The 21603-nt window shown below is 30.4% G+C and carries 18 protein-coding genes, 1 riboswitch and 1 other annotated feature; of the genes, 13 read left to right on the top strand and 5 right to left on the bottom strand.

What is annotated here, in order from left to right:
- Positions 1 to 353 precede the first annotated feature (353 nt).
- From C661_RS0100305 to C661_RS0100270, 8 genes are all read left to right on the top strand, one after another.
- Positions 354 to 857 (top strand): NusG domain II-containing protein, encoded by a 504-nt coding sequence (locus C661_RS0100305; protein ID WP_242825956.1) that lies wholly within the window; start codon positions 354 to 356, stop codon positions 855 to 857.
- 9 nt (positions 858 to 866) lie between these two features.
- Positions 867 to 1391 carry a Gx transporter family protein gene (locus C661_RS0100300; protein WP_017413291.1) on the top strand — a complete coding sequence of 175 codons (525 nt, stop codon included), beginning with the start codon at positions 867 to 869 and terminating at the stop codon, positions 1389 to 1391.
- Positions 1388 to 2743 carry a sigma-54 interaction domain-containing protein gene (locus C661_RS0100295; protein WP_017413290.1) on the top strand — a complete coding sequence of 452 codons (1356 nt, stop codon included), beginning with the start codon at positions 1388 to 1390 and terminating at the stop codon, positions 2741 to 2743. The genes C661_RS0100300 and C661_RS0100295 overlap by 4 nt, the downstream gene beginning before the upstream one ends.
- A 421-nt stretch (positions 2744 to 3164) precedes the next feature.
- Entirely contained in the window at positions 3165 to 4343 is a 1179-nt protein-coding gene (locus C661_RS0100290) for an acetyl-CoA C-acetyltransferase (protein ID WP_017413289.1), read from the top strand.
- 454 nt (positions 4344 to 4797) lie between these two features.
- Positions 4798 to 6153, top strand: a complete 1356-nt coding sequence (locus C661_RS0100285) for a VanW family protein (protein WP_017413288.1) — start codon at positions 4798 to 4800, stop codon at positions 6151 to 6153.
- A gap of 272 nt (positions 6154 to 6425) precedes the next feature.
- Complete coding sequence (locus tag C661_RS20965; protein WP_017413287.1) at positions 6426 to 7952, top strand: VanW family protein; 1527 nt, start codon at positions 6426 to 6428, stop codon at positions 7950 to 7952.
- A gap of 317 nt (positions 7953 to 8269) precedes the next feature.
- Positions 8270 to 8905 carry an HDIG domain-containing metalloprotein gene (locus tag C661_RS0100275; RefSeq protein WP_017413286.1) on the top strand — a complete coding sequence of 212 codons (636 nt, stop codon included), beginning with the start codon at positions 8270 to 8272 and terminating at the stop codon, positions 8903 to 8905.
- A gap of 76 nt (positions 8906 to 8981) precedes the next feature.
- Entirely contained in the window at positions 8982 to 9959 is a 978-nt protein-coding gene (locus C661_RS0100270) for a biotin--[acetyl-CoA-carboxylase] ligase (RefSeq protein WP_017413285.1), read from the top strand.
- Between the two features lie 311 nt (positions 9960 to 10270).
- On the opposite strand, the gene C661_RS0100265 is transcribed toward C661_RS0100270, so the two are convergent.
- Entirely contained in the window at positions 10271 to 10771 is a 501-nt protein-coding gene (locus C661_RS0100265) for a metallophosphoesterase family protein (RefSeq protein WP_242825955.1), read from the bottom strand.
- Positions 10772 to 11385: 614 nt separating this feature from the next.
- On the opposite strand from C661_RS0100265, the gene C661_RS20960 reads away from it, so the two are divergent.
- The gene (locus C661_RS20960; RefSeq protein ID WP_017413283.1) at positions 11386 to 12093 is read left to right on the top strand and encodes a DUF8091 domain-containing protein; all 708 of its coding nucleotides are present in this window, start codon (positions 11386 to 11388) and stop codon (positions 12091 to 12093) included.
- A gap of 55 nt (positions 12094 to 12148) precedes the next feature.
- Here C661_RS20960 and C661_RS0100255 read toward each other — a convergent pair whose 3' ends face one another.
- The 3 genes from C661_RS0100255 to C661_RS0100245 form a co-directional block, all read right to left on the bottom strand.
- Positions 12149 to 12955, bottom strand: coding sequence for an ABC transporter ATP-binding protein (locus C661_RS0100255; protein WP_017413282.1), 807 nt, complete (start codon positions 12953 to 12955; stop codon positions 12149 to 12151).
- Complete coding sequence (locus tag C661_RS0100250; protein WP_017413281.1) at positions 12955 to 13983, bottom strand: FecCD family ABC transporter permease; 1029 nt, start codon at positions 13981 to 13983, stop codon at positions 12955 to 12957. The genes C661_RS0100255 and C661_RS0100250 overlap by 1 nt, the downstream gene beginning before the upstream one ends.
- A gap of 295 nt (positions 13984 to 14278) precedes the next feature.
- Positions 14279 to 15220, bottom strand: coding sequence for an ABC transporter substrate-binding protein (locus C661_RS0100245; RefSeq protein WP_026050873.1), 942 nt, complete (start codon positions 15218 to 15220; stop codon positions 14279 to 14281).
- 92 nt (positions 15221 to 15312) lie between these two features.
- Positions 15313 to 15482, bottom strand: a riboswitch (cobalamin riboswitch).
- A 434-nt stretch (positions 15483 to 15916) separates the two neighbouring features.
- Between C661_RS0100245 and C661_RS0100240 the strand changes: the two genes are divergently transcribed.
- Both C661_RS0100240 and C661_RS0100235 read left to right on the top strand, forming a co-directional pair.
- A complete protein-coding gene (locus C661_RS0100240; protein WP_017413279.1) occupies positions 15917 to 17413 on the top strand; it encodes a YjjI family glycine radical enzyme in 1497 nt (498 codons plus the stop codon).
- Positions 17406 to 18245, top strand: a complete 840-nt coding sequence (locus tag C661_RS0100235) for a YjjW family glycine radical enzyme activase (protein WP_017413278.1) — start codon at positions 17406 to 17408, stop codon at positions 18243 to 18245. Before C661_RS0100240 ends, C661_RS0100235 begins: the two co-directional genes overlap by 8 nt.
- 93 nt (positions 18246 to 18338) lie before the next feature.
- On the opposite strand, the gene C661_RS0100230 is transcribed toward C661_RS0100235, so the two are convergent.
- Positions 18339 to 18872 (bottom strand): nitroreductase family protein, encoded by a 534-nt coding sequence (locus tag C661_RS0100230; protein ID WP_017413277.1) that lies wholly within the window; start codon positions 18870 to 18872, stop codon positions 18339 to 18341.
- A 463-nt stretch (positions 18873 to 19335) separates the two neighbouring features.
- Here C661_RS0100230 and C661_RS0100225 point away from each other — a divergent pair, with 463 nt between their 5' ends.
- Both C661_RS0100225 and C661_RS0100220 read left to right on the top strand, forming a co-directional pair.
- Entirely contained in the window at positions 19336 to 19878 is a 543-nt protein-coding gene (locus tag C661_RS0100225) for a carbonic anhydrase (RefSeq protein ID WP_017413276.1), read from the top strand.
- 715 nt (positions 19879 to 20593) lie between these two features.
- Positions 20594 to 21082 carry a QueT transporter family protein gene (locus C661_RS0100220; protein WP_017413275.1) on the top strand — a complete coding sequence of 163 codons (489 nt, stop codon included), beginning with the start codon at positions 20594 to 20596 and terminating at the stop codon, positions 21080 to 21082.
- 175 nt (positions 21083 to 21257) lie between these two features.
- Positions 21258 to 21504: a binding site (T-box leader), on the top strand.
- Positions 21505 to 21603: the final 99 nt, after the last annotated feature.

Raw genomic sequence — 21603 nt, 5'->3', positions numbered from 1 at the left:
AATATAAAATTTTAGCAGATGCTAAGCTATAGTATTAATTTATAGTTTACACTAATTTTTAAAATAAATTATAAGACTTTAACCATAGCCTAAAAAGTGAAGTACCTTAGCCTTGCGAGAACTTAATGATTTTCTACTGTGAAAACTTCCATGGAAAAACAATAAATTCTTTAGCAACAAAGAAGGTTAGGTTGACCTTATAATTCCCTTTTAGAACTGTTTAAATAAATGAGATTGATTAATAATAAAGTCAGTAAAAATCTTATGAGTAACATTATAAGATTTTTATTCACAGATGTAAATAAAAAAGCTGAGGACTGCTTTATACTTTTAAATCTTTTATAAAATCCTCAGTGAAAGTGAATACTAGAAGAATATTTTATGTTATACTAGTTAATGTATGTAAGCCTTTATTTTGGCTAGACAAATTTATTAAGATTGTTACTAGAATGGATGATAAGATGAAAATTGTGAAAAAATGGGATGTAATAATTATCGTATTATTAGTAGTAATTTCATTTATACCATACTTGATTTTCATATATGGAGAAGGCTCAAGTAATGGTGAGATTTATGCAATAATTTCAGTTGATGGTAAGGAACAGAGAAGGATTAGATTAGATAACCATACTACCACAGAAGAATTCAATATAACTACTCATGAAGGAGTTAACAAGATTAAAGTTGAAGGAAGTAAGATTGGGGTAGTGGATGCAGATTGTCCAGATAAAGTCTGTGTATTACCTGGATTGGTAAATAGACCTGGAGAGCGGATTGTTTGTCTGCCACATAGAGTGGTGATTGAAATTAGGGGAAGTAAAAATACAAGTGACACGGAAGACTTTATTTCTCGCTGAGGTGATTAAATGAAAGATATAAGAAAAATGACGTATATATCCTTACTGGTGGCAATGTCCTTAGTATTGCATATATTTGAAAATATGATTCCAGTACCATTCATAACTCCAGGAGCTAAGCTTGGATTGGCAAACATCATAACAGTTATAGCATTGTACACTCTAAATTATAAGGAAACCTTTCTAGTTTTATTTCTTAGAATACTTCTATCAGTAATGTTCGGAGGAAGTATATCAAGATTAATTTATAGTTTAAGTGGAGCAATTTTTAGCTACTTATCTATGGTTGTTATAAAAAACATAGGAAAGAATCATGTAAGTATCATAGGAGTAAGTTCTGTAGGGGCTGTATTTCATAATATTGGACAACTAGCTGCTGCTGCATTAGTAGTTAATACTTTTGGCGTAATGTTATATTTACCAATTATGACTATAGCAGGAGTAGGTACAGGAATTTTTGTTGGGTTAACAGGTAATTTTGCTGTAAGTCATTTAAAGAAAATATCAAAACAAATGGGGTTTGATTTTATATGAACATTGATGAAGAGTTACTGAATTTTATTTTTGATAGCTTTGAAGAATGTATTGTGGTTGTTGATGAGAATGGAATTGTAACTATGATGAGTAATGGATATAAGGAATTTTTAGGTTGCATTAATCCAGAAGGTAAGCATGTTACAGAGGTAATTCCAAATACTAAGCTTCATATTGTAGCGAAGACAGGTTTAAAAGAATTTGGAGAAATACAAGAAGTAAACAATCACAGAATAATATCTATTAGAGTACCTATAGTACTAGATGGAAAATTGAAGGGTGCTATCGGCAAGATCATGTTTAAGGATTTAAATAATTTTAAAATACTTAGTAGCAAAATCACAAATTTAGAAAAAGAGCTTCAGTACTATAAAAATGAATTAGATAGCGAAAAAAAAGCAAAATATACTTTTAATAGTTTAATGGGAAAAAGTATAAAGTTCCAGGAAGTAGTAAATTTTGCTCAAAGAGCAGCAAAAGGGGATTCCTCCATACTTATTACAGGTGAGAGTGGAACAGGAAAGGAACTATTGGCTCAAGCTATACACAATGGAAGTAAAAGAGCACTTAAGCCTTTTGTAAAAGTTAATTGTGCTGCTATCCCAGCTGAGCTTTTTGAATCTGAAATGTTTGGATATGAGGAAGGTGCATTTACTGGAGCAAAAAAAAGTGGGCTTAAGGGAAAGTTTGAAATTGCCAATGGGGGAACCATACTTTTAGATGAAATAGGTGATATGCCATTAAGCATGCAAGTTAAGCTTTTAAGGGTATTACAAGAAAGAGAAATTATGAGGGTAGGTGGCAATGAAGTTATAAATATTAATGTGAGAGTTATTGCTGCCACAAATAAATCCTTACAAGAACTCATAGAACAAGAAAAGTTCAGAGAAGATTTATATTATAGATTAAATGTTATACATTTAAAACTTCCATCTTTAAGAGAAAGAGCTGAAGATATAGAATTGTTAGCAGATAGCTTAAGAGTAAAACTTTGCAATAAATATGGCATTTACTCAGAAGGGGTGTCTAAAGAAGCCTTAGAATACTTAAAAAATTACGATTGGCCTGGTAATATACGACAGCTTGAAAATGTTATTGAAAGATCTATAAATCTTTTAGATACAGAACTTTTAATTTTACCTAAACACCTGCCAGATAAAATAGTAGAAACTAAAGGTAAAAAACATAACATTGATAATAGTGACTTAAAGGAAGCAGTTGACGAAATGGAAAAGGAAATAATAGTTAGTATCTTGGAGAAAACTAAAGGAAATAAGAACCAAACTGCTAAAATTCTAGGTATTAGTAGAGCAGGGCTTTATAAAAAGATAAAAAGATTAGGGTTAGAATAATATAAAGTTGTGTAATAAAATCATAAATATGTCAACTTAAGTGCACATGTAAACAAAGTTTACATGTGCTTGTGTTTTTGTAGCATTAGAAAAGAATATTAATAAAATAAAAATGAGTTAACATAAAGTTAACAATAAAAACATGGTAACATGTTGAGATTCCTTTAAGTGATTAATTTAACATAGATGTTATAAAATTAACAAGAAACCCTTGAAAATACTTGATTCCAATGCAGTGTATACTTTGTTTACACTGCAAATTTATAGGGAAAAGTAAGACCCTTGGTATAACAGGGTTTTATTAACTTTGAAAGTTGGCATGAAAATTGCTATAATAAATAGCGTGGAAATATAAAATTTATAAATAATAATTATTAAATTTTAAATATAATATTTGTTGATTTAATAGGAGGAATTAGTTATGAGAGAAGTAGTTATTGTTAGTGCAGCTAGAACAGCCTTAGGAGCTTTTGGTGGAAGTTTATCAAAACTATCTGCAGTGGAGCTAGGTACAATTGCAGCAAAAGAAGCTATAAAAAGAGCAGGAATTAATCCGGAAATAATTGAAGAAGCTGTAATTGGTAATGTATTAGGTGCAGGGCTAGGACAAAATGTTGCTAGACAAGTAGCTATACATGCAGGATTAAGTGAAGCATCTTCAGCTATGACTATAAATAAAGTTTGTGGATCAGGATTAAGAGCTGTAAGCTTAGCAGCTCAAATGATTAAATCAGGAGATGCTGATGTTGTGCTAGCAGGTGGAACAGAAAGCATGAGTAATGCTCCTTATATAGTTCCAAGTAATAGATGGGGACAAAGAATGGGAGATGCTAGTCTTGTAGATATAATGATTAAAGATGGTTTATGGGATGCTTTTAATGACTATCATATGGGAATAACAGCAGAAAATATTGCAGAGCAATGGAACTTAACAAGAGAAATGCAAGATGAATTTTCTTTAAATAGCCAATTAAAAGCAGAGGCTGCTATAAAAGCTGGAAGATTTAAAGATGAAATAGTACCAGTAGTAATACCACAAAGAAAAGGGGAACCAGTAGTATTTGATACAGATGAATTCCCTAAATCAAATATGACTATTGAAAAACTAGCTAAACTTAAGCCAGCCTTCAAAAAAGATGGTACAGTAACAGCTGGTAATGCTTCAGGAATAAATGATGGTGCTGCGATGTTAATTGTAATGTCAAAAGAAAAGGCAGAAGAATTAGGGGTTAAGCCTCTTGTAACAATAAAATCTTATGCTTCTTCAGGATTAGATCCAAAGATAATGGGTTATGGTCCAGTTCCATCAACTAAAAAAGCTTTAGATAAAGCAAATTTAAAAGTAGAAGACTTAGATTTAATTGAAGCAAATGAAGCTTTCGCAGCTCAATCTTTAGCAGTTGGAAAAGATCTAAACTTTGATATGAATAAAGTAAATGTTAATGGTGGAGCTATAGCTTTAGGACACCCAATTGGAGCTTCAGGAGCAAGAATACTTACTTCATTAATTTATGAAATGATTAAAAGAGATGCTAAAACTGGTCTTGCAACCTTATGTATAGGTGGAGGACAAGGTACAGCTCTTGTAGTTGAAAGATAATAAAATTATATATAATAATAAGACTTCCTATGACATTATATGTTATAGGAAGTTTTTATTATTATGGATTTATTAATAATAAGAATATAAAACTATGGTAAATAATTAGTTTATAATTTAGCTTAGAAAATTAAAACTAAAATTTAGGTAGCAAAGATATATTACTTTCTTAAGTAATTTTGCATAAGTGTAAAATGATTTCCAATTTAAAGCGCCTTATAAAGTTTAAGTACTAAAAGTTAGGTTATGCTCAGTATTATGTTTTAAAAGTATTAAAGCTAAAACTTATCCATAAATTTACTTTAATAATGTAAAATTAAATTTTATAGATTTACATACCAATGAATTGACTTTATTAGAATTTATAGGCTATTATGTAAGTTTTATAAAAGAATATTTTGTGGATTACTACACACCATAAGTATTAAGAATACATTATGAAAGGAAGGATATTATGAGCAAATTAAAAGGAAGATTACAGAAGAAAACAATCCTAGTGGTTTTGGTAATGTGTTTATTAATTCTAAGTATTACAGCATATATAAAGTATTCCTATTCTGTTTCTAGCCAATTTAAAAATGCCATATATCCCGGAGTCAGTGTAGAAGATATCGATATGAGTGGAAAAACAAAGGAGGAAGCTGAAAATATTCTTATAGAAAAATATGACAAGCTATTGGAAAAAGGTAACATTAGTATAAAGGTTAAAAGTAATGAATATAACCTGCCATACAAAGAGTTAAATGTGCATTATAACACTAATGAAGTAGTAAATCGTGCTTTTAATTATGGAAAAGAATTAAATTTTTACAGTCAATACAAGCTTATAAAGAATCCTAAAAACATAAAGTATAATTTAAGCTTAGCATATAAAGAAGAACCAATTAAAGCTTTACTTGAAAAAATAGATAAGAGTTTAAACAAAGAGATTTTAGATGCATCAATTAGAAAAAATGGAGAGAGTTTTCAGGTTCAGGAAGAAAAAATAAAAGAAGAAATAGATGTCAATAAAGCATTGGGGGAAATTGTAGAAAAAATTAATAAAAGAGAGCTTAGTATAAGTTTGGAACCAACAGTAAGTGTTACGAAACCTAAGATTTCTGCTGAGGAACTAAAAAAAATTGATAGTGTTATATCTTCCTTTTCAACAAAGTTTATTCCTAGTGAAAGATCTGTAAATATTGAAATAGCAGCACGAGCTGCTAGTGAAATAGTAGTTATGCCAGGAGAAACTTATAGCTTTAATGGTTTAGTTGGAGATACAACTCCAGATAAAGGATATAAAGAAGCACCAGTAATAATTAATAAAAAATTAGAACCAGGTTATGGTGGTGGTGTGTGTCAAGTATCTACAACTCTTCATAATGCTATATTAAGAGCAGGAATTATTCCAATAGAAAGAATGCATCATTCTATGCCAGTAGCATATGTTCCAAAAGGAACCGATGCAACAGTTTTTTACAACACAGTTGATTATAAATTTAAAAATACTTTAAATTACCCACTTTACATTCATAGCTATATAAATAATAATGAATTGGTATTTAATATTTATTCTAATTCTAGCCTAAAGAATAGAAGTTATAATATTGTTAGTGATGTTTATAAGGAGATTCCTAAAAATACTAAATATATTAAGGATAATAAGTTAAAAAAAGGTGAGGAAGTAATAGAGAATAAGGGTAGCAATGGATATAAAGTAAAGGTATATATGATTACCTATGAAAATGGAAGAGAAGATAATAAAAGATTACTATATGATGATTATTATAAACCAGTAGAAAAGATAGTAAAAAGAGGTTTAGGGTAAATGAAAAAGTTTAGAAAGTGCTTAATTAAAAAGTATTAACAAAAGCATAGAATTTTGTTAATACTTTTTTCACATGTATGGTGAATTTTCTTACTTTTAAATACCAAATAACACTATAAAGGTTATCTAGTATTAAGTGGTAAACTTGGGTTAAAAAATTAATAGAAAAATAATTATATACTAGCAATATACAAGTGAAAGTTACATTTTTTTATGATATACTTATAAGAGCAAATGTAACTTTATAATTTATTATAGAAAGGGATGTGGCTATGGATATAAATTTGGAGAAAAATGAGAGTAAAATTAGTGGCACTCCAACAAATAAAAAGCCAAAAGATCAAAAGAGCAAAAAGAAAATTATAGTAATTTCTTCAGTAGTTGGAATACTTGCTTTATCTTTTGTTGGTGCTACTTCATATATGTATGGTACCATTAATAAATACGAAAATATAGTAATGCCAAAAGTTGCTATAGAGGGAATAGATATTTCTGGACAAACTATTGAAGAGGCTATAAAGGCTATTGGAGAAAAGTATGAAAAAGAAATAGCAAACAGAAATATTAGCATTAAAGCAGCGAATAAGGAATATTCTATAAAGTATTCAGATATTAATGTGCAGTACAATGTAGAAAATACAGTTAAAGATGCTTTCAATTATGGTAGAGATTTAAATGCGGTTAACAAATTTAAATTAATAAAAAATGGTGAAGGCAAAAACTTTACTATGGAATTTACTTATAATAGTGAAGTTATAAAGGATAAAGTTGCAGCTATTGAAAAAGAAGTTAATAAAGAAAAAAAAGATGCTACAATAAAAAAGGCTTCTGGTGATCAATTCTCAATACAAGAAGAAAAGGTTGGAGCTAAATTAGATGTACAAGCACTTATGGACGAGTTAAATAGCAAAATTGCTAGTACAAAAGAAGGAAATATAGAGGTAATAGCTAAAGTAAATGAAGATGTACCTAAGGTAACTAAAGAGCAATTATCAAAAATTAATGCTAAAATATCATCCTTTGATACAAGCTTTGGAACATCTACATCAAGTAGAGCCACTAATATTTCACTTGGTGCTAAAGCTTTAAATGGGACTTTACTAATGCCAGGAGATAAGTTTAGTTTTAACACAATAGTAGGTAACACCACTCCAGATAAAGGATATCAAAAAGGTGGAGCATACGTAGGGGACCAAGTAGTAGATGATTACGGTGGAGGTATCTGCCAGGTATCAAGTACTTTGCACAATGCAGTATTACTAGCAGGGATAATACCAGATAGTAGAAGAAACCATAGTATGCCAGTAGGATATGTAAAACCGGGTTTGGATGCTACAATTTTCTATGGTGGAATAGATTATACTTTTACTAACTCAACTCAATATCCAATTTATATAGAAGGGTATACATCGGGTGGTAAAGTATATTTAAGTCTGTATTCTAATTCATCACTAATGGGAAAAACCTATAGTTTTCCAACAGAAACCTATGATCATGTAGCACCACCAGTAAAATATATGGATGATCCAAATTTAGAAGTGGGAAAAGAAGTTGTAGATAAACCAGGGTCAAATGGGTACAAGGCAAAGGCTTATAGAGTAACTTATGAGAATGGTAAGGAAATAGCAAGAGAACTTTTAAATAATGATACTTATAAACCAAATCCTAGGATTATAAAAAGAGGAACTAAACCAGTAGTGGCTAAACAGCCTACTACACCTCCTCCAAGTAATCCTGAGGTTCCGGCAACAACTACGCCAAATCAGAATACTGATACTACACCGAAACCAAACCCATAATAGAAGCAATTATTTAAACATAACATAAAAAAGATCTACTGATTGTAGGTCTTTTTTCTTTAAAATTTATCTCTATAAAAATTTAGCTTAAGTTATGATAAAAATGAAAGAAAATAGAGAGAAATAGATATAATAAATAAAGTAACCTAAAAGATATATACAATAGAAAGAAGCCACAATACTAAATATAATATCGTAGCTTCAAATCTAAGGGGGAATACAATTTAGAGTATATAAATAGTATATTAAATAAATGATTTTTGGTGCAAAAATAAATCAATACATAAATAATTATTACCAAGAGAGGAGTGAAAAAAATGAGTAATTACTTTATAGAATTTGAAAAACACCTTATGGAGGATGAAAAACCTTCTGAATATTTTAATAGTCTTATAGAGTTGGGTGCTTACCCTAAAGAATATCCTTTTAATATGATTAGTGATCTTATAAAAACAGAACAAAATTTAGAGTATCATCCAGAAGGAAGTGTGTGGAATCATACTATGATGGTGGTAGATGAGGCAGCAACAAGAAGAAATCATAGTGAAAATCCAAGAGTATTTATGTGGGCAGCTTTGCTTCATGATATAGGAAAGGGTCCAACTACAAAGGTTAGAAAGGGAAAAATCACGTCCTATGACCATGATGAAGTAGGGGAAAGGATGGCAAGAGAGTTTCTAGAGTATTTTAATGAAGATAAAGAGTTTATAAGAGAGGTAACTGCTTTAGTTAGATGGCACATGCAAATATTATTTGTAGTAAAAGATATGCCTTGGCAGAATGTTGAGAAGATGGATGAAGAAACCTCTATAGAAGAAATTGCATTACTAGGAAAGTGTGATAGACTAGGAAGAGGAGACATGAATAGAAACACCATTGAAAAGGAAGAAAAAAATGTTAAGGCATTTTTAGAGAAGAGTAAAAAGAAATTAAGTAGAAAAGTTCAAAAATAAAGTGATTTTAAAGTAGTATAAGAATTTAAGTGAGCTTATATAAAGTTTAACTGGATTTGTGAAAGGAACGATTTTAGTGAAGGAAAAGATTTTAGAGGCTCTAAAAAATAGCGAGGATTTTATATCTGGAGAAGAATTAAGTAGAAGGCTTGGAATTAGTAGGGCAGCAATTTGGAAACATATAAAAACTATTAAAGACCAAGGATATAAAATTGAATCCATATCTAAAAAGGGATATAAATTAGAGTATTCTCCAGATTTACTAACCTATGGAGAGGTAAGAAAGTATTTAGAGACAGAGGAGATGGGAAGAAATTTCCTTCATTATGATAGTATAGATTCTACAAATGTTTTAGCTAAAAAGTTAGCACAAGAAGGTGCAGTCCATGGCACTGTAATTTTAGCTGAGGAACAAACTTCTGGGCGTGGAAGACTTGGTAGGGCTTGGGTGTCGCCGAAATCCACTGGTATATGGATGACTGTAATCTTAAGACCCAATATAAGTCCTTTTATGGCTTCTAAGCTTACGTTGATTGGTGCCGCAGCTGTAGAGAGAGCAATGGAAGAGGTAGGAATAGAGGCTTATATAAAATGGCCAAATGATATAGTGTTAAATAGTAAAAAGGTTTGTGGAATACTCACTGAAATGAGTGGTGAAATGGACAGAGTTAATTACATAGTAATGGGTATTGGGATAAATGTTAATACAAATAGTTTTCCAGAAGAAATTAATAGCATAGCTACTTCCTTAAAGCTAGAAACTGGAAGAGAAGTAGATAGAAAGTTATTAGTAGCAGGTATATTAAATAACTTTGAAAACCTATATAATAAATTTATCATAGAAAATAATTTTAATCAGGTTATAGATATATGTAGAAATAAATCTGTACTTTTAGGTAAGGATGTTAGACTTATTAATGGGGAAAACATAAGGAAGGCTAAGGCTATAGATATCGATGATGATGGTGAATTAATAGTTGAGTATGAAGATGGAGTTCTTGGAAAAGTGTTGTCTGGAGAGATATCTGTGAGAGGTTTATATGGATACGTTTAGCCATATTTGTAAGGATGATTCTCAAGGGTTATGTATAGTTAACTAATGAAAAAGGTTTGAAAGTATAAACTACCAAGGAGTAAAAATACTCCTTGGTAGTTTTATTACTTTCTTAGTAAATAAGTAATTTGAAATTATATTACTTGTGCAATACCCAAGTACCATTTAATCACTTATAGATTCTTATATTGTCAAACTAAAGGTTAAGGGAAATTAAGAATTATGCCCTTAATGAAATATTGGATAGGGAAATCTTTATGGAAGTAATTTAATAGAGCATTATACTTCAACTTTTATAAAAACAATTAAAGCTATTCATAAAAATGTAAACTGGCAAAAATGTTATTCTGGCATATTTCAAGAATTATATAGGAATACCATCTTTCTTTCCTTTTGCTAGTCGGAGAACCGGGATTTAGCATCAACACTTTTTTCCTTGTGGAAATGCTAGGTTGATGGCTATGTCCATAAACAATTATATCTACATCATCATCAGAAAAAGCATAGTAAGCATTATCTATAGTAGTGCTTCTCATGCCATGACCATGATATATTCCAATTTTATAGTTTTCGACCTTTAAAATTTCCTTCTCTTTTATAATTTCTCTAATGGAAGCTTTATCATTATTTCCCCAAACTCCAAGGAATTTTTGTGTTTTCTGAAGAAGAGTCACAGCTCTTATATCTGTATAATCGCCTGCATGAATGATAAGATCCACAGAGGATAGTCTATTTTTAATTAGAGTTTGGAGTTTATCACCATGTTTATGAATATGTGTATCAGAAATTATTGCTATCTTCAAGTTTATCACCACCAAAATTTGTTTTTAGTCCATAGATATTCGGATTTAATTAGTAGCTTAATGAGTTGATAATTATAATGCTAATATTAAGGAACGTGGAGGTTTAAATAAAACTACCGTGTACTAAGGATATCCATATAAAAAATTAAGTTATTTAAAGAAAAGTGAGAAAAGTATACTCAAACAATTAAAAAAGTTTCACTACATTATAGTTTATTTATCTTCTTTCATTCCTGTTACAAAATATAAATTTTATTAAGAGCTTATATCTAGATAGATAAACTACATCTTAACTTAAAATAAAGTTAAGTTCTTACTACTTTAGAGTAAAAAACTCTTCAAACTTGGACGTGGTTTATCTATAGATGATTAAATTTAACATTTATTTTAGGAGGGAACTTATATTGATTCCCTTAAGGTGTTTTCAAAATGAATAAATTAATCTTTAACTAAGAAAGCCTATATTAAAATTCCACTAATTATAATACAATTATTCATAGGAAAGCTTAGTTAATAAGCTATATAATATGCAGTAGAGAAATTAGTAACATACTTCAAATATAGTTTTAACTTACAAACCTCTATTTAACCTTTATAAAATTTTGCAGGGAAGGAAGCACACAATGAAAAAGGAAATATCAAGGACTGACATTGTAGATAGAAGAGGTATAGGTACTAATAATGAAAAAGCCCTTCATTCAGATATAAAAAAGTTATATAGTGATGAAAATTCAAAAGTAGAATATAAAGTTGGAAGTTATATTATTGATGTTATTAAAGAAGATACCTTTTACGAAATTCAAACTAAAAACTTTTATGCCATAGGGAAAAAGTTAATAGATATACTAGAATATAATAAGGTAGTATTAGTGCATCCAATAGCTGTGGAAAAGTACATAATAACTCAAGATAAAGATGGACAAGTTATAAGTAGAAGAAAATCCCCTAAAAAGGGGGGGCTAGAGGATATTTTTGATGAGCTGGTAAGTACTCCTTACTTATTAGGAAGGGAAAACTTTAAACTTGAGGTTTTAATGACCATTGAAGAGGAAATAAGAAGAAAAGATGGAAAGGGTAGTTGGAGAAGAAAAGGAACTAGCATAGTAGATAGGAAACTAGTGGAAGTTGTAGAGAAACATGTTTTTAACTCTATAGAAGACTTTAATAAGTTTCTGCCAAAGGAACTGCCTGAGTATTTTACTAATAAGGAATTAGCAGAAAAGTTAAATTTACCAGTGCAAAAGGTAAGAAAAATAACTTATACACTAAAAAATGCAGAAATTATAAAAGAATGTGGAAAACGTGGAAGAGAATTATTATATTGTAGATAACTTTAAAGAAAAACAGAGAAAATATTTGACTTTAAAAGAACAAATATTTTCTCTGTTATTTATAATATCTATTAGGTATAGGTATTATATGTGGTTTCTTTGAATATGGATTCTTACTTATTGAAACTTTAACCTTATATACTTTTTCTAAATTTTCCTCTGTGAGTACTTCTTCAGGAGTTCCTATAGCCACAATTTTTCCGTCATCGACAAGAATTAATTCATCACTGTATTCTGCAGCCAGATTTAAATCATGAAGTACGGTGAGGATTGTAAGGCCAACCTTTGAATTTAAGTTTTTTATGGTATCCATTATTTCTAGAGCATGGTGTATATCAAGCATAGATATAGGCTCGTCTAAAATTAAAATCTTAGTCTCTTGAGTTAAGGCTCTAGCAATAAATACTCGTTGACGTTCACCACCACTTAAGAACTTTATGTTTTTATCCTTAAGGTGAAAGGTTTTAGTAAGTTTTAAGGCGTTTTCAGCTATCTCCATGTCCCTTTGGCTTTCTTGTTGAAATCTTCTAAGGTAGGGGTAGCGTCCCATAAGTACAATATCCCATACTGTAAAGTCAAAGTTACTTTCGTTATCTTGAGGCACATAGGACATGGTTTTTGCTAAATCTTTATAATTATAGGTTAAGATGTCTTTATTTTCGATGAAAATTTTATTTTTATCGATACCTAAGGAGTTAGAAATATTTTTAAGTAGGGTAGTTTTTCCAGAACCATTTGGACCAATAATTCCGTAAAATTTTCCGGTTTCTACAGATAGCGTAATATTTTTCAAAATGTCTTTATCTACAACGGAATAGCTTAAATTTTTAACTTCAATAGATTTTTTATTTTCTTTATCCATTACATCACCTTATTTTTATTTTTATATAAAAGATATATAAAATATGGAGCACCAAAGAAAGAAGTAATAGCACCAATAGGAATTTCTGTAGGAGCTATAAGAGTTCTTGCTAAGGTATCACATATTATTAAGAAAGCCATACCGTAAAGACCAGATAGAGGGATTAATCTTTTATGATCAGCTCCGTATAGTATGCGCACAGAATGAGGTACAATTAGCCCCACAAAACCAATAATACCAGTAAAAGATACACTAGTTGCAATAAGTAGTGAGCTTATCACTAGGAGAAGTTTTTTTGTTTTTTCTGTATTAACTCCTAAGTTCTTTGCTGACTCTTCACCAGTAGAGATTATATTTAACTCACGGGAGTTAGCTATAATTACTATAATCATAGGTAGAGATAGTATAAGTACTAGTAATACTTTATTCCAGTTGGAAGCTACTAAGCTTCCCAGGCTCCAAAATACTATTTTATCTATTTGTTTAGTGAAAAGAACCATTAATAAAGAAATTATGGAAGAGAGAAAAAAGCTTACGGCTACACCAGCAAGAAGAAGATTCACTGTGGGAGCTTTGTTTCCAACTCTAGCAATGCTATAAACTAGATAAGTGGTTAATAGTGCACCAACAAAGGCTAGGCCAGCAGTGTTATTAAAGTGAAATACTATGCTAAGAGCAGAGCCTAAAGCTGCTCCAGAGGAAATTCCCAAAATATAAGGGTCAGCCATTGGATTTTTGAATATACCTTGATAGGTAACTCCAACTACAGAAAGATTAGCTCCAATTAGTGCACCGAGAAGTATTCTTGGAAGTCTTACTTTCATTACAATAGTATAAGAAGTTTCAGGAATGGAACTTACATCAACAAAATTACCTACAAAAGGAATTTGGGATAAAATTACTTTAAAGGTGTCAATAGGAGTAATGTTTGCAGCACCAAAACTTACAGCTACTACTACTAAAGCTAACAGTAGTAGCCCTATACCTATGTAATTCCAAAATATATTCCTTTCTTTAAAAAGTTTCATATTATCCCTCATTTCCTTTAGGTATCTGAAAACAAATAATAAGTGAAAGATGCACTATCTAAGGGTCTGCTCAAATGGTATAACACAAAACAGACAAGCATGCTGACTTATTTATTTTTTAAAGATGCCTTATATTAAATATGTATAAAAGTATGCCCTATAAAAGAGCATACTTTTTAAATCATTTAGCCACATAATTATGAAGGTAAAGATAATTCATATTATATGTCTTAAGGAACAAACCTACAATGAAAATCTACTTCATAATTAATGTTATATCCCTATGTTATTAAATTTATTTAAATAGTTCTGGATGAAGAAGTTTAGTCATTTCCTCAAGGCCAGTAGCTAATCTAGGTCCTTGTCTTACTATGATATTCTCATCAATTTCAAAGACTTTACCCTCTTTAACGGCTCTCAACTCCTTGTATTTAGGATCGTTGATTAAGTTATTTTTAGCACCAAAATTGCTTGTGCAGATTATTATATCAGGGTCATTTTCAACGATTTTTTCAAAGCTATATTGCCAGCCTTGAAGATCCTTAGCGATGTTTGCCCCACCAGCAAGTTCAATTATTTTATTAATAAAAGTATCACCACCGGCAGTGAAATCTCCATTAGCACCAAAGTCTACAACATAATAAACTTTTGGTTTATTAGTTACACTTTTAGTTTTAGTTTCAACAGCAGAGATTTTAGCTTTCATATCATCAGTAATTTTCTTAGCTTTCTCAGTTTCGCCTAAAACAGTTCCTATCTTCTCAATTATAGTAAAGGTTCCTTCAAAGCTATCTTTTTCATAAACAGCAAGAACAGTAATTCCTAAATCTCTTAATTTATTAACTACATCTTCTTTTACATGTGTAGAGGCTAAAACTAAATCAGGTTTTAAAGAAACTATTTTCTCAACATTTGGTTCCATAAGAGATCCAATAGATTCAACCTTTGAAACTTCACTTGGATAGTCGCAGAAATCAGTTCTTCCTACTAACTTATCTCCAAGACCAAGAGCAAATACTATTTCAGTAGTGTTGGGACCAAGAGAAACTATTTTTTCAGGTTTCTTATTAATAGTAACTTCTTTTCCATAAGAGTCAGTGATAGTCATTGGGTAAGTAGCTGCTGATTTATTTTCTTTTTTTTCTTCATTAGTAGCAGGCTTGCTGCAACCAACTAATAAAGAAGAAATAAAGATCATTGATATAAACAAACTAAAAAGCTTTTTCATTGATTTCATTTTTTTCATCTCCTTAAAAATTTTCCAGTAAATAAAAAAAGCCCACAAAGAGGCTGTTTGACGAATTACATCCATCTCCTTTCCCTCCGAAAGTGATTATCGATTTCTAGGTAGGTCTCCTGGCTTATGGTTCATCCTTAGCTTACCTTCCCGTTTATCACAGTGGTATTCAAGCTTTGTCACCATATACAGTAGCGGGGGCTGCAGTGTTTCACACTTTCCCTTTTATGCTTTTATCAGCACCTAAAAATAAATATATTAAATTTGCAAAAAGTTATGAGAACTTTTAAAGACAAATTATCTAATAGAATTGTAAAACCTTAAAGGATAAAAGTCAATAGAAAGTTATGGTAATATCATAGGTATACAGATATCTTAGCGGATTTATATAAGCAAGTGCTTATATGGTAGTAAGAGAATTTAGAAGAAAAAGGTTAATAATAAGATAAAATCTCAATTTAAATATAAGAGGGTTGTAATAGAGAGTTTATATGTAAAGAAGTGCTTAGAATAAATTATTTGTTAATAATTATTATCAATAATTATGGAATTATAATTAGTATTTTAGTATAATATATTTATAAATTAAAAATTTAAGCTATAATAAATATATAAGTCAAAATATAAGGAATTTTGTAGAAAACCTTCGGTTTTATGAACTATATATTTTTGAATCTTAAGAAGGAGTGAAGTAATATGAGTAATGAAATCCTTAACATTATAAAGGATAAAACTTTGACCTATGAGATGAAGGTACTTAATTTAGCAAGAGCAGCAGAGAACAGTTTAGATGTTTTAAATATGAATGAAAAAATAAAAAACTACAGAGAAGAAGGACTTATTTGTGACTTAAATGAAGGATTAGCTCCTTATAGACCAAGATACATTGTACCTGATTATGAAAAATTCATGAAACAAGGTAGTGAATTTTTGAGATTAGACCCTGCTACAGACATTTGGGAAGCTGTAAATAACTTATTAATACTTTATAAACATGTGCCATCAATAACATCTTTTCCCGTATATGTGGGAAATATAGATTATTTATTAGAGCCTTTTGTAAAAGATGAGAAAGAAGCGTATGCTGCAATTAAGTTTTTCTTAAAGCATATAGATAGAACCATCACAGATTCTTTCTGCCACGGTAACATTGGACCTAAAGAAACTAAAGCAGGAAGAATTATATTAGAAGTTGAAAGAGAACTTCAAAATGCTACACCTAATATAACTTTAAAATATAGTGAAGAAACCAGCGATGATTTTGCTATAGAAGCAATAAAAACTGCTCTTTCTTGTGCGAAACCAAGCTTTGCAAATCATAGAATGTTCTCTAAAGAATTTGGAGAAGATTATGGAATTGCTAGCTGTTATAATGGCCTACACATTGGTGGAGGAAGTTATACTTTAGTTAGAATGATTTTATCAAAGGTAGCAAAAAAGGCTAAGGATGAACAAGACTTTTTAAATAATGTTCTTCCAGAAGCTATGAAAGTTATGCTAGATTACATGGATAAGAGAATTAAGTTCATTGTTGAAGAAAGTAACTTCTTTGAATCAAACTTCTTAGTTAGAGAAGGTTTAATAAGTAAGGATAGATTTACAGCTATGTTTGGCTTAGTAGGTCTTGCTGAATGTGTAAACACTCTTCTAGGAGCAACTGAACAAAAATATAGATTCGGACACAGTGAAAAGGCTAATAAACTTGGAGAAACTATTATAAGTAAAATGGAAGAAATAGTGAACAATCATAATAATCCATACTGTGCTCCAACTAACGGACATTTCCTTCTTCATGCACAAGTTGGGATTGAAACAGATTGCGAAACAAGTCCAGGATGCAGAATTCCAATTGGAGAAGAGCCAGTGCTACATGAGCACCTAGTTCAAAGTGCAGTATTCCATAAATACTTCCCATCAGGAATTGGTGATATCTTTAAATTTGACACCATGTCAAAAAATAATCCTAAGTCTATCTTAGATGTGATAAAAGGAGCCTTTTCCTTAGATATGAGATATTTCTCCCTATACTGTGATGATTGTGATGTTATAAGAATCACAGGATATTTAGTTAAACGTTCAGATATTGAAAAGTTAGATAGAGGAGAGCAAGTTTTACAAGATACAGTGGCATTAGGTTATGGTGCAGTTAAAAACTCAAAAATTCTTGAAAGAAAGCTAAGACACAATGAGTAAATTTGCCCTAGTGAATAAAATAATTCCCTTTAGCAATGTGGATGGAGAGGGGAATAGAACAGCTATTTTTCTTCAAGGATGTAATTATAACTGCCTATACTGCCATAATCCAGAAACCATAAATCATTGCAATAACTGTGGACTTTGCGTTCCACATTGCAAATATGGAGCTTTATCTAAAATAGAGGGAAAAGTAATTTATGATATAGAAAAATGTAAAAATTGTGATAGATGCATTGCTGAATGCAAAAGAAACAGCAGTCCTAAAATAACTCCAATGACAGTGGAAGATATACTAAAGTATCTGCAAAAGACCAGATATTTTATATCTGGGATTACTGTATCTGGGGGAGAATGCACACTTCAAAGTGATTTCTTAACAGAACTTTTTAGAGAAGTTAAAAAAATGGGACTTACTACCTTCATAGATACTAATGGCTCTACGCCCATATATAATAACAAAGAGCTGTTAGAAGTGATGGATAAGACAATGATAGATTTAAAAGCTTATGACAATGAAGAAAACAAAATGCTTACAGGGCTAGAGAACCAAACAGTTATAGAAAATATAAAGGTTTTAGGAAAGCTAGATAAGGTTTATGAAATTAGAACAGTGGTAGTTCCACAGGTATTAGACAGTAAAAAAACTGTAGATGAAGGAAGTAAGCTCCTTGCCAGCATAAATCCTAATATAATTTATAAGCTCATTAAATATAGACCACTAGGCGTTAGAGAAAACCTAATTAAATCAACAGTGCCAACTGAGGAATATATGGAAGAGCTTAAGGAAATAGCGATTTCAAATGGATGCAAAAACGTAATAATTGTATAAAGATAAGCTAGATAATATAAACAGCCCCTTGTTTAGAAAACAAGGGGCTGTTTATTCATTTCTCTAATTTTATTGTATAGAATACATTTAAAACTATCTAACAAACTTGCTTCCATAAGTATTTAAGTGAACTTTTTCATAATTTAAAGCTTCCTCATTATTGGTTGGTTTTGTTTCGTCAGGATATCCTATGGATAGAATGGATAAAACTTTTAGGTTCTCTGGAACTCCTAATACCTGTCTAATATATTCTTCACCTGAAGTTGATTCATTATGGTTTCTTTCCCTAATTTGAATCCAGCAAGAGCCAAGTCCTAGGTCATAGGATAAAAGATGTATTATTGTTGATGCAATTGAGGTGTCCTCAATCCAAACATCACTAATATCGGGGTTTCCAAGGATAACTATGCCAAGCTGTGCATTTTTTAAAAAACCTCCACCAGGTTTTGAAAAAGATAATTTTTCAAGAGTGGCTTTATCTTCTACCACAACAAATTCCCAAGGTCTTAAATTTCTAGAAGAAGGAGATAATAAAGCTCCCTGTACTAACTTAAGAACCTTTTCTTTTTCAATTTCTTTAGTGGTATATTTTCTAATACTTCTTCGTCTTTTTAATAAATCTAGCATCCATAAACCTCCTATTAATTTTCATTATTAATATTATTATAACAATAAAATATTTATATATCATAAATAATATAGCTAAAATACCTAAATTAGTTGTTTTTCAAAGCTAAATAGTTGATTTGCTAAATGATATAGGCTTGTAATTAACACAAAATTTAAAACTAAATCCTAATATTTAAAAACTCTACATATAAAAATATTGCTAGTGGCAAAAATACCTAATATAATTATATTAAAATTTGGAAAGGGGAAATATGGATTAAGGCATCTGAAAATAAATAACAAGTCAAGGATGTGAAGGATATTTTGAGTTCACAAGCAAGCTTGTGCTGACAAGGAAACAGGTTCCGCAGATAGTGGAGCTATCAAAGGGTTCTGTTGACGCAGTATAGCACAAAATAGACGAGCAGATTTACTTACTTATTTTTTGAAGATGCCTAAGTGCAATCCGTATACAAATTCTATGGAAAGATTAATAAAGGTGCTAAGTGATGAAGATATTTCTTTAAAGTATAAAGGTACTCCAATAGAAAAACTTTTAAAATATCATAATCTAGGCTATTCCTTTGATGAGTACGAGAAAGCTGAGCTGTTAATAGGTATGTGTATGGATAATAGAAAACAGCTAAAAATTCCTAATAACTTTTCATATATTATACGCTCCGGTGGTGGAAACTTGCGTTATAGTGAATTTAAGGTATCCTATGCTATTGCAGTAGGTGGGGTTAAGACTATAGCCTTAACGGGTCACAATAACTGTGGTATGGTTAACCTTATGTCTAAAAAGGAAAAGTTTATTAAAGGCTTAGTGGAAAATGCGGGTTGGGAACAAAAACAAGCAGAAGAGCACTTTAGAAATTTTGCCCCAATGTTTGAAATTGATAATGAAATAGATTTCTTGCTAAGTGAGGCAAAGAGATTAAGAGACAAGTATCCAAAGATACTTGTAGCTCCATTGTTTTACAATGTGGATGATAATCTCTTGTATTTGGTTAATGAAGATTAGCATTGATTTTACGCAGGTTAAGTTGTATAATGAAATACGATAAAACTAAATGGACAGTTCGGAAGCCTCCTGTCTTTAAATAAAACTACGGCATTGAAATCTTTAAACCCCTTTGTAAGTTTATTTACAAGGGCTAATTCTCATTTGTTAAAGATTACAAGGCTGTCATTTTGGCAGCCTTATTTATTTGTGCAATAAAGATATCTTATAACTAGCTATTAGAGTGCTAAAACTATATTAATTTGGTTGGTTAAGAAGCTAAAGTTTTTATTAATTCATTTGGAAAGCTTAATTCTAATTTTTAGACCATATAGGATTCCTTAGTGATAAATTAACTTATTCATGATGAATTTCATTCATCTACAAAAAATTAAAGAGAACTAAAGAAGGTTCCTTGTATAAGTTAAGTCATTAAATTGATTTCTTATATAATCCTAAAGATTATAAGTTAAGGTTCCTTTATGGATTTATATTTTATATTGCGCAAATAATAATGCTGAAGTAGATTTTGGGAGCTAGTCCGCTGTTAAATACAGCAGGCATCTTCAAAAAATAAATAAGTCAGTATGCTTGTCTATTTTGAGTTATACTGCGTCAACAGAACCCTTAGATAGCACCACTATCTGCGGAACCTGTTTCCTTGTATACCTCAAAATATTCTTTACATCTTTGACTTGTTATTTATTTTCAGATGCCTTATAGGGGGGAAATTGAAATGAATAATAATGAAAATTTAGTGAAATTGCTAAAAATGGCTTTAGTAGCTGCTATATATGTAGCGCTTACCTTTGTTTTTGCACCATTGTCTTTTTTAGGTGTACAATTTAGATTTTCCGAAGTTATGGTACTGTTAGCTTTTGTAGATCCATTATACATACCTGCTCTTACTATAGGATGCTTTATTTCAAATTTTTTATTAAGTCCTATGGGAATGGTAGACGTTATTATTGGAACTTTGGCTACATTATTTGCTACCATTGGTATAAGTAAAAGCAAAAATCTTTTTATTGCATCCCTTTGGCCAACAATATTTAATGCTTTCATGGTTGGTGCAGAGCTATATTATGTGTTAAACCTTCCGTTTTGGCTATCTACACTTCAAGTAGCAATAGGGGAATTTACTGTGGTTTCAATTGTAGGAGTAGTAATATTTAAGTATATTTTAGATAATAAAAGTTTACTTCAGGCTTTGAAGCTTAAATAAAATAAGTAAATTTAAAATTCCTTGCATGAATTTAGGTAGGAAATTTTTAGATTGGAAAATACATTGATTCATAAAAATTATTGTTTGACAATAATATATTTAAGACATATAATATTTTATATACAAATTTAGTATAATTTTTAGAACTATTGTATATTATAGAAGTAACACAAAAACAAAAACTATGATAAGAAGAGTAGATATAAGAGGTAGTTAAAGCGAATTGGTGAGGGTGGAAGACCAATATGAAGCTTATATTGAAGAACATCTTTGAGTTTCTAACCGAAATCCTTTGGAGAGTAGACTTAGACGGCATCATACCGTTATCCTTGAACAGTATCGAGAACTCTCCGTACTGATAGAGCCGGTGATTTTTATCACAAATTGGGTGGTACCGCGAAATAATGCTTTTCGTCCCTTTACGTAGGGATGAAAGGCTTTTTTTATTTTAAAAAAAGATAAAGTAAAACAAAGTAATTGAGATCACACTAGAAGAAATTTTCTTTAAATAGGTTTAATCT

Origin of the sequence: Clostridium tunisiense TJ (assembly GCF_000300195.1) — a bacterium.
Taxonomy (GTDB): Bacteria; Bacillota; Clostridia; order Clostridiales; family Clostridiaceae; genus Clostridium_J; species Clostridium_J tunisiense.
Note: the sequence above shows the minus strand (reverse complement) of the source record. Positions and strands in the feature narration are given on the sequence as shown.